This window comes from Aquirufa esocilacus, from assembly GCF_042715595.1.
Lineage (GTDB): Bacteria > Bacteroidota > Bacteroidia > Cytophagales > Spirosomataceae > Aquirufa > Aquirufa esocilacus.
The window spans coordinates 346,734-359,265 of sequence record NZ_JBBKXX010000003.1 but is presented as its reverse complement, the minus strand read 5'-3'; the positions used below and the strand labels follow the sequence as shown (position 1 = coordinate 359,265).

Genomic DNA, 12,532 nt, shown 5'->3' with positions numbered 1-12,532 from the left:
CTTAATAGGCGGGAATGCCGCCGCATTTTGCGAGGGGAGTTAAATGCACTTTTTTGGGCGACTGAAAAAAGGCTTTCAGGTGTCTTTTCTGTTTAGCAGAATAGAGCTTATTCATTTCTAACGTAGGCTGGCTCAGTTCAGAGAAGACGGCGGCAAACTGCGGTCCATGCGGCTTCACGCTCATCCCATAATACGGTGATTTGATTTTCTGGCCGCTTAAATTATACACATAGGCATAAGAGGTCAGCGTATGAACTCGCAGGTGAGCAATCTCGTGAACAAGCACGAGGGCAATGACTTCTCTTTGGATATCATTCGTACAAAGACTAATCGTATGTTGCTTCCCATTATATTGCCAAAGTCCCAGCGTCTCAGTCTTCTTCGTCGCGCCTAACCCATTCGTCAGCACCAGATTAAAGGGCGTTAAGCACCAAAGCTCCAGCATATAATCAACAAACTTTTCACAATCCGGTGCGAAATGCGCGATGGTAAAATAGAAAGAATCTTGGTTTAGGGGGTAAACAACTAGCTCTCCATTCGCATCCGTAATCGTTAACTTAAACTTGCTTTTTTCGCCTTTTTTTAAGGGAAGCACATCCAATCCGGCTAGATTTTTATGGATGCGATCTAGGGAAGCAGGCTCCTCTATCAAGAATGAGAGGATGAGCATGGCAACCGAGAAAGAGATTAACCCAATAAAAATGGCATCCATAGTGAGGAGGTTTTAGTAAAAATTCGGCCGCTAAAAGCAGCCGAATTTCCTGGATCACAATTAATCACCAAACAACGATTATGAAAACAAACACACACAATTAAAAATCAGCTAACACCACTCCTGCAGCACGGTAGCTCTGTTCAGGGCTGGTAAATTTCCCCACCTTTTGGAATGGTTTCAAGTTATTATTCTCCTGTTTCGTTACATAATTCCACTCAATGTAGGTCTGTAACTTAGACTCAAATTCTTCATAGGAAACCTGGTGTCCGGCCATATACTCCATCAACTGCATGCCACCAATTTTCCGAGGAGTCTGGTGTTCTTTAGTCAGTTTTTGTAAGGATTTGGCTTTGCTCAAACCCTCCGCCTGCCAGGCCGCTAATTCTTCTTTTGCGGCTACGGAAATTTTTTGAAATGAATCCGCAGGACAGCCGATATAGAATATTTGGGCACCTATCATGGTACAAATCTGCCCACGTACTTTCTCCTCCTCGATTTCACCATACAAGGGGGACAAGGCCTTACAAATACGGTACAATAACTCCATTTTTTGTTTTTTCGTCTTACTCATTTTTTAAAAATTTTAAGTTTTACATTACGCCACATTAGCCAAGCCATACATGCCGCTTTTTGATTCGATCGGCACTAGGGTCTTTAACTCTCCCAGGTACCTATACAGCGATCGATCAGTGACAGACAGCAAGGCGGACATTCTTCGCTTGCTTACAAAAGATCCCTTGTGTTGCATAAGGAATTGAAGCAAGGTGTCCACTCGCGCTCGTTTGGATTTGCACTTGATTCCAAGGGCTAAATCTGAAACAGATAGGACAGGTGTGGAGGGCTGGGTTGTGTACATCGTAGAACAGGTTTTTGTTAATGAGGATGCAAAGGTATTTTTTTATTTCAAACCATTTCTTCCGCGGCTTAAAATGACTGATATTTCAGTGTCAAAATCTACTGACTTTAGATTGATTATTCGGCGAAAATGCAGCCTAATGGAGTCATTAGGGTGTTTTTCGGGAATGACAAAAAATGACAGAGCTTAGCTCAGTGACAATTATCACTCTTTTGGTTGAATTTGAAATAGGTCTATAAAAACCCGAAATCAACTTGGGAAATATGGCAAATTATTCTGCTTTATGCAAAAAGACTTCAGCGGGAATTCGAAAAAAATCTTTTAATTTTTGGGCCATTTTTAGGGTGATTTCACGACGGCCAGAAAGAACAGATGAGACATGACCTTTACTTCCAATTAAAGGCTCGAGGTCTTTTGCTTTCATACCCATTTCTTCCATTTTGTATTTAATTACTTCAAGGGCATCTAATTCAGGTAGTTCGAAATGTTTGTTGTCGTAATCCTCAATTAATACCATTAGAAGTTCTAATTCATCTTTTTCTGGGGTATTGGATTTTGCGTGGAAAATCTCCATGAGCCTCTTGGAAGCTTTTTTGTATTCTGACTCCGTTTTTAAGACCTTCCAGTTCATGGCTTTTTTGTTTTAAAATCTAAAATATTTGTGTCGAATGAAATGGTAGCGGCTTCGATTTTATCATATGCAAGATTATACATTAGTTTTCATTTTGCAAACTTTCTTGCTTATAATCACAAAAAAAGCCCGCTATCTCTAGCGGGCTTTTTCATTCTATTCTGTTGAAATTATTCAGCGACAACTGCTTCTGCTTTAGGTGCAGCTTTAGCGCGTGATTTCTTTTCTTTTTCTGGAGCTGGAATCACATCTTCCACACCGGCGAATACGCGTCCACAATGCTCGCAAACTAAGATTTTCTTCTTGTCTTTGATGTCTGTTTGACGTTGTGGAGGTACAGAGCTAAAACATCCACCACAAGCACCACGCTTCACTAAAACAACGGCTAAGCCGTTACGTGCGTTATCGCGTAATTTTGTGTAAGATTTGAAAAGACGCTCATCTACTGCCTTTACAGCTTTCTCGCGATCTTTTAATGATTTTTGCTCGTCTTCTTCGCTTTCTGCGATGATAACTTGTAATTCATTTTGCTTGATTTCAAGATCTTTCTTGCGCTCAAACAAGTTTGATTCTACAGAAGCGATTTCGTCGTTTTTGTTCAAAACCTTGAAGTCGATTTCTTTAATACGCTTGTCCGCAATCTCCATCTCGATTCCTTGCAATTCAATTTCCTTAGAAATTGCATCGAATTCGCGGTTATTACGCACATTCATTTGTTGTTCCTTGTACTTAATGATTAAGTTATCAGAGTTTTTCTTCGCTATTCTATAATTAGCAATTTGCTCTTCAAGATCAGCAACGTCTTGTTGGAATTTAGCCAAACGAGTCTCTAAACCCATGATCTCATCTTCTAAATCACGAACCTCTTCCGGTAGATCTCCACGAACTTGCTTAATTTTGTCGAGTGTGCTGTCGATAGTTTGAAGCTTCAAAAGCGCTTCTAATCGGTCTGCAATGCTAGATTCTTTAACTGTAGCCATTAGTCTAATTTATTTGAATTGTCTAAATTCTATCCTTTATCAAGAGAAGAATACCGGATTGGTATTGACCTCGCTTTTTTGTAGGAGAACCGCAAAAGTACTAAATTTTTTTGATAAATAGTCATGTACCGCATCAATAATCATGACTTCTGATTCGTAATGCCCCACATCGATAAGTAGGCATTGATTTTCTGCGTCAAAAAACTCGTGGTACTTGATATCAGACGTTAAAAACGCGTCACATTGGTTTTTCAAAGCCTCTTTAATCAAGAAACTTCCTGCCCCTCCGCAGACTGCCACCTTAGAAACAGGCCCTGCAGGCAAAGCCGTGTGTTTCAGTGCTTGTAAGCCTAGACGTTTTTTGACAAAAGCTAAAAACTCAGTTGGTTCTAGTGGCTCTTGTAAAACTCCCAAGTAACCAGATCCCACCTCTTGCCATGTATTATCGAGCGAATAAATGGAATAAGCAACCTCCTCGTAGGGATGGGCAGCTTTTAAAGCGTTTAATATACTTGATTCCAAATGTGCCGGAAAAATCATCTCGACCTTTACCTCCTGTACTTCAGATAAAACATTAGCTTCACCCGTATGCGGATTCGCCTCAGCGGACGGCTGAAAGCGTCCTAAACCCTCCTGAGTGAAACTGCAAGAAGAATATTCGCCAATATTCCCGGCTCCAGCTGCATGCAAAGCGTCTCGCAAGACTTGCTCATGCGACGCTGGCACATAATACTGCAATGCTTTCAAGGCACCGCGCATCGGTTTCAATACCTGGCCCGTAATGCCTAATTTTTGGGCCAGTTGATAGCTGACACCCTTAGGCGCATGATCTAAATTGGTATGACAGCTATATATACAAACATTATTTTGAATGGCCTTGATGACCGTTCGCTCGACATAGTTTGCCCCAGTGATTCGTTTTAAACCAGAGAAAACGATGGGATGGTGTGAAATAATCAAGTTGCAGCCCTTTTTGATGGCTTCCTCTACGACCTCTTCCGTGCAATCTAGGCTGATTAAAACCCCTTTTACTTCTGCTGAGCTATCGCCTACCAGCAACCCGGAATTATCGTAGGATTCTTGCCAGGCTACTGGAGCCCACGCTTCAAGGTGTTGTAAAATTTGTCTTATTTGCATGCTACTACGTTCATTTTGACTGCAATTTAGGAAATCTAATGGTATATTTAACCTTTCAAATTTATCCTCTTTTATGCGAATTAGACCAGCGGCTCTCATCCTAGAAAATAATCATATACTTCTTTTGTCCTATCATTACGAGGCAGGCACCAAGTTTGGATTGCCAGGGGGGAATGTGGACTCTGGTGAAAATTTTGATCAAACCGTTTGCAGAGAATTGGAGGAGGAGCTAGGTATCGAGGTAGAAGTGGGTGAAATGATAGCGGTGGGTCAGGTACATGCAACCACGGATTACGACGCTTGTTTACATGTATTATTTGAGGGCGATATCGTAGGAGGTATTCCACAATTACAGCCAGATGAAACGACGGCAAATGAGTTAGTTTGGATGCCAGTGGATAAATTGGCTGAACTGAATCTCTATCCCGCTTTTACTGATGCGATCCTTGATTTCGTACACTCGGGAAAGAAAGGACAATACGTAGGAACGCTTAAGCAGGTTTGGTTTTAATTAGATTGCCAAACAAAAGCCCGACAAGGCCTGCCATCAAACCATACCACACCGCTGGAATTTCTGAGGGGTTGATAAAGTGAAAATATCCCCAAAATGCCAATCCCAAAATCATACTCAAGTGACTGCCAAATGGCGTGGTTTTCTTATACCACAGGCCTGCATTGAGCGGAATAAAGAGGGAAACGAGGCTGAATGCTGATGCTTCTCCTACCAGCTCGAAGATGTTTTGACGTTCGATAGCCATAATAATACAGGCCATAGTCACCAAAACCACCGATATCCGGATAAACAATAACACGGTCTTATCAGAGGGCTGTCGCAGTAAGGGTTTTAATATATTTTCCCCTAATACGGAAGCCGGAGCCAAAATCGCCCCAGAAGTGGTACTTAACAAGGCAGAAAGTAGCGCCCCTAAAAACAAGACTTGCATGGCCCTCGGAGTGAATTTCATCACCAACGTGGGGATCAATAAATCATCCTCTGCAAGCAAGGAGGGGTAAAGTCGAACGCCGATAAAGGCGATAAACAAAGGCAATAAGGCGATCGTTAAATACATTCCGCCAGCGGCGATACTTGCTTTGGCAGCCACTTTTTCATTTTTCGCAGACATCACGCGCTGGAAAATATCCTGCTGCGGAATCGAACCTAAACCTATCGTCATCCACGCCGCTCCATAGACGAGCCAATCTTTCCAGGTATTCTCCACCGGAATCGCGCGGAAGAAATGTTTGGGTTGTGAGGCGATGAGTTGGTTGAAGTCCGGTACTTTGGCCCATAATAAATAGGCTAAAAACGATAATCCTGCGATCAAGATGATGTTGTGGAAAAAGTCAGTCACCGAGATCGACCACATACCGCCTAGTAGGGTATAGGCCATCACCAGCAGTGCTCCAATGATAATCCCCGTCTCCGTCGAAACAGGCAATAAAAGGTGTAAAGTAAGTCCTAAAGCCACTAATTGGGCAGAAATCCAGCCAAAATACGAGGGGATCATAATAATAGCCGAAAGCTTTTCAGAAAAAGCCCCAAACGCAACCGAAAATAATCACTAAAGGTTAATACGGGCAAAGAATAGAGTTTTTTGGCATAAATAGCCCCTACTAAAAACAAGCCTAAAGCTGCCCCAAAAGGTTCTTCAATAACAGCTAACACGCCCCCATGAACAAACTCTTTCCCGCTAGCTAAAATGCTCTCCGATCCAAAAAATGAAGCAAACGTGACCATCGTAGCCATGGCAAAGGGCAAGGTACGGCCCGCCAAAACGAAATCTTTCGTGGTTTGCACCTTTTTACTGGCCCACCAACCCACCGCAAGATTTAATGCGAGATAGAATATGACGAAAGCTACGAGCATTCTTTTATCGAAAATGAGCCCAAAAATACGAAAACCTTTTACCTTTATCGTATGAAAAATCTAGCCTTTTTATTTATGCTAGCTTTAGCAGGTTGCCAAAGCTCCCATTTGCAAATCGCCTTCAACGAATCGAGCCTCGCTCAGCGGGCCAGCGGCGTCATGATTAAGGATCTAGGCACAGGCAAAGTGCTTTTTGAACAAAACGCAAACCAGTATTTCATGCCGGCCTCGAACGTGAAGCTCTTGACTTTCCTACAAGCGAACAGAATTCTAGGCTCCCAAATCCCCGCTTTTAAATACCGCGAAACAAAGGATACCCTATTTTTCTGGGGAACCGGCGACATTAGCAACTTGCACCCAACCTTGAAAAATACGGCCTTACGTGATTATTTAGCCGCTTCTTCGAAAGTAGTAGTGTATGGCGCACCGCTAAAGCCACTTTTCCCACAAGGAGCTGGCTGGGCAGCTGATGACTACAATGATTATTATTCCGCGGAGATTTCAGACATGCCCCTGTATGGAAACGTAGTTAACTTTTCCGCTGACCAAAAACGCTGGGCCATTATGCCTGACATTTTCTCCTCCGTTTCTAAGACAGGAACTACCCTGGAAGTACGTCGTAATCGCTTAAAAAATGACTTCACTTTACCTGAATTGAAGACGGAAAAATACGGTGCACAAGATGTTCCTTTCATAACTTCCCCAGAAATGACCGCCTTTCTTTTGACAGACACCTTGCATAAGTCAGTAGAAACGATGCCACTTGCGGTTCATCCGGATGCTCGAATTTTCTATGCCGGAAAGATCGATAGTCTTCATAAACTTATGTTACATGTTAGTGACAACCAAGTGGCCGAACAGCTATTAGTGATGATAGCGGCTGAAAAAGGCTGGGATCCCAATGAGGTGATGGAGAATTTGAAGAAAGAACCCGGGAACGAGTTTTTTAAAGACATTCGTTGGGTAGATGGTTCGGGTCTTTCCCGGTATAATTTATTTAGGCCAAAAGACTTAATCTATATTTTGGAAGCCTTAGCCAAAGAAGTAGCGCCTGATCGTTTGCATGCACTTTTGCCAGAAGCTAGCAAGACGGGGACGCTCAGAAATATCCAAGATCTAAATGAGGGCGTGCACATTTGGGCGAAATCAGGCTCTTATGGTAATACCTATGATCTTTCAGGGTATTATGTCACCAAAAGCGGAAAGACGCTAGCATTTTCTGTGATGTCTAATCTAGGCAATTCGCCAGTTAAGGAGATTAAGCAATCGGTGGTGGAGTTTTTGAAAGCGATACACTAAATGGTGAATGGTAAGTGGTGAATGGTAAATGGAGGACTAGGCTGCGTAGCAGCGACTAAATCGCGCAGCGATGACTAAGACGAAGTCGACTATCGTAAGAACTTTCGATATACTAAATAACTCACCCCCACAAACCCTACCACATACACCACGCTACCCAGATTAGTCACTAATGTTCCCACTAGGAATAGGGCCGAGATAATCACGAGTATCCACGGTAATACGGGATATCCCCAAACAAGGTAAGGTCTTTTCAGATTTGGTTCTGCGACACGTAGTTTTAATAAAGAAGAGAATCCGGCCAAATAGCTAGCGACAAAAAAGAACGTCGCGATATCAGATAGGCGTTCATTAATTTCTTTTCCCGCTAATAGAAACAGACAAGCCGCGAATACCGTTAAATGAGTCGCTGTGGTGGGGGAGCCGGCGGCATTTACTTTTTGGGCTTGCTTAAAAAATAGGCCATCGCGACTCATCGAATAGATCACGCGGGGGGCGAACATCACCTGGGTATTCAAAATTCCTAGAATGCTGAGCATCAAAAATACGGTAATCCAGCGGCCCATATCTGCTCCAAATAACGCTTTCATGGCATCCGCAGCTGCTAATTTACTGTTTGAAAGGGTTTCTAGTGGTAGACTATATAATATGCCCACGTTAATCAATAAATAGATGACCGCGACGATGATGACACCAATGAACATCGATGGCATATTTTTGACAGGATCCTTATTTTCTTCCGTGAAATAACTGGCCGTATGCCAGCCGTCAAAGGCATAAAAGATCGATAAAAGGGCTGTCATAATGCCAGTCGTCAGCGGCAAGCCGCTAGGTGCCTGAGTTGTTTCTGCGAAAACGCCTCCTTGGCCATAGAAGAAACAAAGTCCGATAAAGAAGAACAAGGCACCTGCTTTAATGCCACTCAGCCATTCTTGTGATTTACCAGCCATGACCACTCCTAATTGATGGAAAAGCCACAACAGGGCTAAAATGCCGATAGCGCAATACACTAAAAAGGGGCTTAAGGCAGGGAATACGATGATCAAATATTCACTAAAAGTATACGACCCAAAACCTAGGGCGGTCACCGTGCCTAACCACGAGGTCAATCCTACTAGGAAGCCGATATAGCGGCCAAAAGCCCGTTCGGCATAGCCATACCAAGAACCTGCTTTGGGAATAGATAAACTGAGTTCTAACACACAACTAACGCCTAATAACGCATAAATAGCGACCAGGACCCACAAGCCTAAGATAATCAAGGGGTCATGTAAGGAGGCTGCAATGGGACCCGGTTTGCGCAGTATTCCCGTTCCGATGGTGCCACCTAACGTTACACTGATATTGAAAGCGACTCCTAAGACTTTCCAGAGTTTATTTTCCATGCAGGATGTATTGACCCACGGTAGGGAAGTGGTCGGAGTATTTGATATTTCGTAGGGTCAGGAAGTTAGTGGCTTGCCATTCTTTGGAGAAGAATTGGTTGTCAATCCGTACCAGGTATGGGCTACGATTTAGGGTAAAGCCAAAACCAGATCCCGCTTCCTCGAACGAATTTTGCAATCGTTCGCGGATGGTTCCATAAGCCCATCCGGACGGGGTTTCGTTTAAATCCCCCACAACTAAGATAGGATAGGGGCTTTTTTGGATGAGGCGATTGATTTGATCCATCTCCTTTTTGTGCTCAATAAAGCCTTTTCGGAGGGAGGAAATGATGCCGCGCCCCTCTTTTTGGGCATCTGTATAATCCTGCAAGCGAATTTTCGACGTCATTTTATTGACCCGAATTCCCATAGACCAAAGTTGTAGATTAATCACGCGGATCGTGTCCTTGCCTTTTACGATGTCCGTTAACAGATATCCATTGGCAGAATTTTCAAATTGCTCCCCCTCCTCATGTATAATGGGGTACTTCGAGAATACCACCAATCCCATCTTTTCATGCGAGTCAAATAACTGCTTTTTCAACGGTATAAAGGCGTAATGCGGGTATTTTTCCTTTAAATAGGAGACGGTGTGAAAGGCTTTTCTGTCTGAATGCGAGTAGAATTCTTGGAAACATTTGATGTCTGCATCGTAATCTCGGATGAATTTCTTCAGTTCTTCTAATGACTCTTTTTTGGCCTCGTAATCATTCGAATACATCCCAAAAACGTTGTAGCTCATCACCGTCAAGGGTTTTTCTAAGGTAGCAACCGGTTGATGAAAGCTAATATGCCTTCCGATAAATCCATAGCCTAGCGCTAGCACGATCAAGGGCAAAAGCGCTCGCTTCGCTCGCTGAAATGTCCAGTAAATCAGAGACAAAAGACACAACAATTGGGCATAGGGCATCGTCATCATCAGGAAGCCCGCAAACCAGTGCTCTACGATTAGAGAATAGCTTAATAGATACGTCAAAAGCGTGTATAAGCACAATGGCAGCGTTCCTAGCCAAATTAAGGAAGAGGTAATTTTTTTCTTTAGGGGTCGCTTTGCCATACCCAAAGATACACATTGTCTGCCATTTTATAAATTTTCGATGGAGGTTTGGGTTATTTCAAATTATTTTCTAATTTTGCAATCCCTTTAGGAAAGAACAATATTAAATAAAAGATACTATGGCAAAGGTTTGTCAAATTACAGGACGCAAAACTCAAGTAGGAAACAACGTTTCTCACGCTAACAACAAGACTAAACGTAAGTTTTACCCGAACTTACAGACGAAGAAATTCTTCTTAGAGTCAGAGGGTGTTTGGGTTCGTATGAAAGTTTCTGCGAAAGCAATTCGCACCATCAACAAAAACGGTTTCGAAAAAACTTTAATCGCTGCAGCTCGTAAGGGTACGTTAAGCGTTTAGTTTTCAAAATAATTATCGAAATTAGCCTTCTTGAAATTCAAGAGGGCTTTTTTTATTTGTACCCACCTCCATGCTAACGGATTTAGAGTTCGAACGGTATCGCAAACAGCTTAATTTGCCGGAATGGCGGAAAGTGCAACAGATGCGCCTAAAAGAGGCGTCCATCTTAGTGGTGGGTGCGGGTGGTTTGGGCTGCGGAGCCTTGCCTTTTCTAGCTGCGGCTGGCGTGGGATCCATAACGATTCTGGATGCGGACGTGATTGAATTATCAAACCTAGCCCGTCAAGTATTGTATAAGACGGATGATGTAGGTACCTCGAAAGCTATTAAGGCAGCGGAGGCTTTGCAAGCCTTGAATCCAAGCATCGCCATACTGGGTGTTGCAGAGAATTTAAGCGCAGCTAATGTGTCCACTTATATCGCGCAACACGATCTGATCATCGATTGTACGGATAATTTCAGCACCCGGTATTTGATTAATGATACCTGTGTCGATTTGCAGAAGCCATTCATTTATGGCGCCATTCATGCCTGGGAGGGGCAGTTTGCTGTATTTCACCCAGGAGGACCCTCGTATCGTTCGCTGTTTCCTGTCGAACCGAGTCCACAAGAAATACCTGCCTGCGATGAAGTAGGGGTTTTAGGCGTATTGCCCGGAATTATTGGTTTATTACAGGCCAAAGAAGCCATCTTCTACCTCGCCGGCTTCGAATCTCCGGCACAGCAAGGATTGATGACTTTTGATCTACGCGATATGCGTCTCAGTTCGTTTAGGCTATAATATCTAGGATATAATATCGCCGTACAAGTCGAATTCCTCGGCTTTATTGATCTTCACTGTTACGAAATCACCCAAACGCGCATATTGTTCCGCAGGAATCAACACTTCATTATCCACCTCTGGCGAATCAAATTCTGTACGTCCCACGAAATAGCCGCTCTCTTTGCGGTCGACCATCACTTTCAGTGTTTGGCCTACTTTCGCTTGATTCAATTCTTCTGAAATACCTTGTTGCAAGGCCATGATCTCATCAGAACGGAATTGCTTCACGTCCTCCGGCACATCATCGTTCACTAGGTAAGCATGTGTATTTTCCTCGTGGCTATAATTGAAGATACCTAAACGGTCGAAACGCATACGTTCTACGAACGAATAAGTCTCCTCGAAGTCCTCTTCTGTTTCCGTAGGGTAGCCTGAAATCAAGGTCGTTCTCAAGGCGATTCCTGGGACTTTCTCCCGAATCGTGTGAATCAAATCCTCTGTTTTCTCGCGCGTAATTCCACGACGCATGTGCTTTAACATGGCGTCTGAACCACTTTGAAGTGGCATATCCAGGTATTTACAGATATTGTCGCGTTCCGCCATCGTATCCAAAATTTCTACCGGAAAACCTGCCGGATAGGCGTATTGCAAGCGGATCCATTCGATGCCATTGACATCAGATAGACGCTCTAAAAGTTCTTTTAATTGACGGCCAGATTTGCCCTCGCCTTTTAGGTCTAAACCGTAAAAAGTAAGGTCCTGGGCGATTAATATCAATTCTTTTGTACCTTTCTTCGCTAGCGAGTTAGCTTCCTTTACTAATTCTTCGATAGGCGTAGACACGTGTTTTCCGCGCATTAACGGAATGGCACAAAAGCTACATGGGCGATCGCAACCCTCTGCAATCTTCAAATAGGCGTAGTGCGCTGGGGTCGTCAAAAGACGCTCTCCCACTAATTCGTGCTTGTAATCTGCCTTTAAGGCCTTTAATAAACGAGGTAATTCATTCGTCCCAAAGAACGAGTCCACCATCGGGATTTCTCTTTCTAAATCATCTTTGTAGCGATGAGAAAGGCAACCCGTTACGTATAATTTATCGATTTTGCCCGCCTCTTTTGCATCAGCATAACGCAAAATGGTGTCGATGGATTCTTGTTTGGCATTATCAATGAAGCCACAGGTATTGATCACGACGATGTTCGCCTTGTCCTTTTTCGCCTCGTGCGTCACCTCTAAACCATTCCCTTTTAACTGGGTGTAGAGTACTTCTGAATCGACTAGATTCTTGGAACAACCGAGGGTGATGATGTTGATGGAGGGCTTTGGGGCTACTTTGGTCTTCATGGATTTTTATATCAGCCGGCAATTTACAAAGAAATGACGCTAAAATTGCCCGCAACAGACACAATTGTTACAGACTTTTAGTAGTATTGTAAAAATCATA

15 protein-coding genes are annotated in these 12,532 nt (G+C 43.3%); 4 read left to right on the top strand and 11 right to left on the bottom strand.

What is annotated here, in order from left to right; translation table 11 throughout:
• Position 1 precedes the first annotated feature (1 nt).
• From SKC37_RS10220 to SKC37_RS10195, 6 genes are all read right to left on the bottom strand, one after another.
• Positions 2 to 712, bottom strand: a complete 711-nt coding sequence (locus SKC37_RS10220; protein WP_377981375.1) for a hypothetical protein — start codon at positions 710 to 712, stop codon at positions 2 to 4.
• A gap of 100 nt (positions 713 to 812) precedes the next feature.
• Positions 813 to 1,286 carry a hypothetical protein gene (locus SKC37_RS10215; RefSeq protein WP_377981374.1) on the bottom strand — a complete coding sequence of 158 codons (474 nt, stop codon included), beginning with the start codon at positions 1,284 to 1,286 and terminating at the stop codon, positions 813 to 815.
• A gap of 24 nt (positions 1,287 to 1,310) precedes the next feature.
• Positions 1,311 to 1,571, bottom strand: coding sequence for an HTH domain-containing protein (locus SKC37_RS10210; protein WP_377981373.1), 261 nt, complete (start codon positions 1,569 to 1,571; stop codon positions 1,311 to 1,313).
• A 271-nt stretch (positions 1,572 to 1,842) separates the two neighbouring features.
• Positions 1,843 to 2,202 carry a helix-turn-helix domain-containing protein gene (locus SKC37_RS10205; RefSeq protein WP_377981372.1) on the bottom strand — a complete coding sequence of 120 codons (360 nt, stop codon included), beginning with the start codon at positions 2,200 to 2,202 and terminating at the stop codon, positions 1,843 to 1,845.
• 170 nt (positions 2,203 to 2,372) lie between these two features.
• On the bottom strand, positions 2,373 to 3,182 hold the full coding sequence (locus SKC37_RS10200; protein ID WP_377981371.1) for a zinc ribbon domain-containing protein: 810 nt from the start codon (positions 3,180 to 3,182) through the stop codon (positions 2,373 to 2,375).
• A 39-nt stretch (positions 3,183 to 3,221) separates the two neighbouring features.
• A complete protein-coding gene (locus SKC37_RS10195; protein WP_377981370.1) occupies positions 3,222 to 4,319 on the bottom strand; it encodes a Nif3-like dinuclear metal center hexameric protein in 1,098 nt (365 codons plus the stop codon).
• Between the two features lie 73 nt (positions 4,320 to 4,392).
• Here SKC37_RS10195 and SKC37_RS10190 point away from each other — a divergent pair, with 73 nt between their 5' ends.
• Positions 4,393 to 4,830, top strand: a complete 438-nt coding sequence (locus SKC37_RS10190) for an NUDIX domain-containing protein (protein WP_377981369.1) — start codon at positions 4,393 to 4,395, stop codon at positions 4,828 to 4,830.
• On the opposite strand, the gene SKC37_RS10185 is transcribed toward SKC37_RS10190, so the two are convergent.
• Both SKC37_RS10185 and SKC37_RS10180 read right to left on the bottom strand, forming a co-directional pair.
• A complete protein-coding gene (locus SKC37_RS10185; RefSeq protein WP_377981368.1) occupies positions 4,811 to 5,827 on the bottom strand; it encodes a sodium:solute symporter family transporter in 1,017 nt (338 codons plus the stop codon). The two genes, SKC37_RS10190 and SKC37_RS10185, sit on opposite strands and share 20 nt — an antisense overlap.
• Positions 5,824 to 6,186, bottom strand: a complete 363-nt coding sequence (locus SKC37_RS10180; RefSeq protein WP_377981367.1) for an SLC5/6 family protein — start codon at positions 6,184 to 6,186, stop codon at positions 5,824 to 5,826. Before SKC37_RS10180 ends, SKC37_RS10185 begins: the two co-directional genes overlap by 4 nt.
• Positions 6,187 to 6,237: 51 nt before the next feature.
• Between SKC37_RS10180 and SKC37_RS10175 the strand changes: the two genes are divergently transcribed.
• A complete protein-coding gene (locus SKC37_RS10175; RefSeq protein ID WP_377981366.1) occupies positions 6,238 to 7,485 on the top strand; it encodes a D-alanyl-D-alanine carboxypeptidase in 1,248 nt (415 codons plus the stop codon).
• Between the two features lie 89 nt (positions 7,486 to 7,574).
• Here SKC37_RS10175 and SKC37_RS10170 read toward each other — a convergent pair whose 3' ends face one another.
• Both SKC37_RS10170 and SKC37_RS10165 read right to left on the bottom strand, forming a co-directional pair.
• The gene (locus SKC37_RS10170; RefSeq protein ID WP_377981365.1) at positions 7,575 to 8,870 is read right to left on the bottom strand and encodes an APC family permease; all 1,296 of its coding nucleotides are present in this window, start codon (positions 8,868 to 8,870) and stop codon (positions 7,575 to 7,577) included.
• Entirely contained in the window at positions 8,860 to 9,966 is a 1,107-nt protein-coding gene (locus SKC37_RS10165; protein WP_377981364.1) for an endonuclease/exonuclease/phosphatase family protein, read from the bottom strand. The genes SKC37_RS10170 and SKC37_RS10165 overlap by 11 nt, the downstream gene beginning before the upstream one ends.
• 119 nt (positions 9,967 to 10,085) lie before the next feature.
• Here SKC37_RS10165 and rpmB point away from each other — a divergent pair, with 119 nt between their 5' ends.
• Together rpmB and SKC37_RS10155 are read left to right on the top strand one after the other, a co-directional pair.
• Entirely contained in the window at positions 10,086 to 10,325 is a 240-nt protein-coding gene (gene rpmB / locus SKC37_RS10160; protein WP_130894998.1) for a 50S ribosomal protein L28, read from the top strand.
• A 70-nt stretch (positions 10,326 to 10,395) separates the two neighbouring features.
• Positions 10,396 to 11,106 (top strand): HesA/MoeB/ThiF family protein, encoded by a 711-nt coding sequence (locus SKC37_RS10155; protein WP_377981363.1) that lies wholly within the window; start codon positions 10,396 to 10,398, stop codon positions 11,104 to 11,106.
• 3 nt (positions 11,107 to 11,109) lie between these two features.
• On the opposite strand, the gene rimO is transcribed toward SKC37_RS10155, so the two are convergent.
• Positions 11,110 to 12,432 (bottom strand): 30S ribosomal protein S12 methylthiotransferase RimO, encoded by a 1,323-nt coding sequence (gene rimO / locus SKC37_RS10150; RefSeq protein WP_377981362.1) that lies wholly within the window; start codon positions 12,430 to 12,432, stop codon positions 11,110 to 11,112.
• Positions 12,433 to 12,532: the final 100 nt, after the last annotated feature.

What these genes read in the sequence shown, in the direction of transcription:
- SKC37_RS10220 (WP_377981375.1), bottom strand. Translation starts at nt 712, where the DNA reads ATGGATGCCATTTTTATTGGGTTAATCTCTTTCTCGGTTGCCATGCTC.
- SKC37_RS10215 (WP_377981374.1), bottom strand. Translation starts at nt 1,286, where the DNA reads ATGAGTAAGACGAAAAAACAAAAAATGGAGTTATTGTACCGTATTTGT.
- SKC37_RS10210 (WP_377981373.1), bottom strand. Translation starts at nt 1,571, where the DNA reads ATGTACACAACCCAGCCCTCCACACCTGTCCTATCTGTTTCAGATTTA.
- SKC37_RS10205 (WP_377981372.1), bottom strand. Translation starts at nt 2,202, where the DNA reads ATGAACTGGAAGGTCTTAAAAACGGAGTCAGAATACAAAAAAGCTTCC.
- SKC37_RS10200 (WP_377981371.1), bottom strand. Translation starts at nt 3,182, where the DNA reads ATGGCTACAGTTAAAGAATCTAGCATTGCAGACCGATTAGAAGCGCTT.
- SKC37_RS10195 (WP_377981370.1), bottom strand. Translation starts at nt 4,319, where the DNA reads ATGCAAATAAGACAAATTTTACAACACCTTGAAGCGTGGGCTCCAGTA.
- SKC37_RS10190 (WP_377981369.1), top strand. Translation starts at nt 4,393, where the DNA reads ATGCGAATTAGACCAGCGGCTCTCATCCTAGAAAATAATCATATACTT.
- SKC37_RS10185 (WP_377981368.1), bottom strand. Translation starts at nt 5,827, where the DNA reads ATGATCCCCTCGTATTTTGGCTGGATTTCTGCCCAATTAGTGGCTTTA.
- SKC37_RS10180 (WP_377981367.1), bottom strand. Translation starts at nt 6,186, where the DNA reads ATGCTCGTAGCTTTCGTCATATTCTATCTCGCATTAAATCTTGCGGTG.
- SKC37_RS10175 (WP_377981366.1), top strand. Translation starts at nt 6,238, where the DNA reads ATGAAAAATCTAGCCTTTTTATTTATGCTAGCTTTAGCAGGTTGCCAA.
- SKC37_RS10170 (WP_377981365.1), bottom strand. Translation starts at nt 8,870, where the DNA reads ATGGAAAATAAACTCTGGAAAGTCTTAGGAGTCGCTTTCAATATCAGT.
- SKC37_RS10165 (WP_377981364.1), bottom strand. Translation starts at nt 9,966, where the DNA reads ATGGCAAAGCGACCCCTAAAGAAAAAAATTACCTCTTCCTTAATTTGG.
- rpmB (WP_130894998.1), top strand. Translation starts at nt 10,086, where the DNA reads ATGGCAAAGGTTTGTCAAATTACAGGACGCAAAACTCAAGTAGGAAAC.
- SKC37_RS10155 (WP_377981363.1), top strand. Translation starts at nt 10,396, where the DNA reads ATGCTAACGGATTTAGAGTTCGAACGGTATCGCAAACAGCTTAATTTG.
- rimO (WP_377981362.1), bottom strand. Translation starts at nt 12,432, where the DNA reads ATGAAGACCAAAGTAGCCCCAAAGCCCTCCATCAACATCATCACCCTC.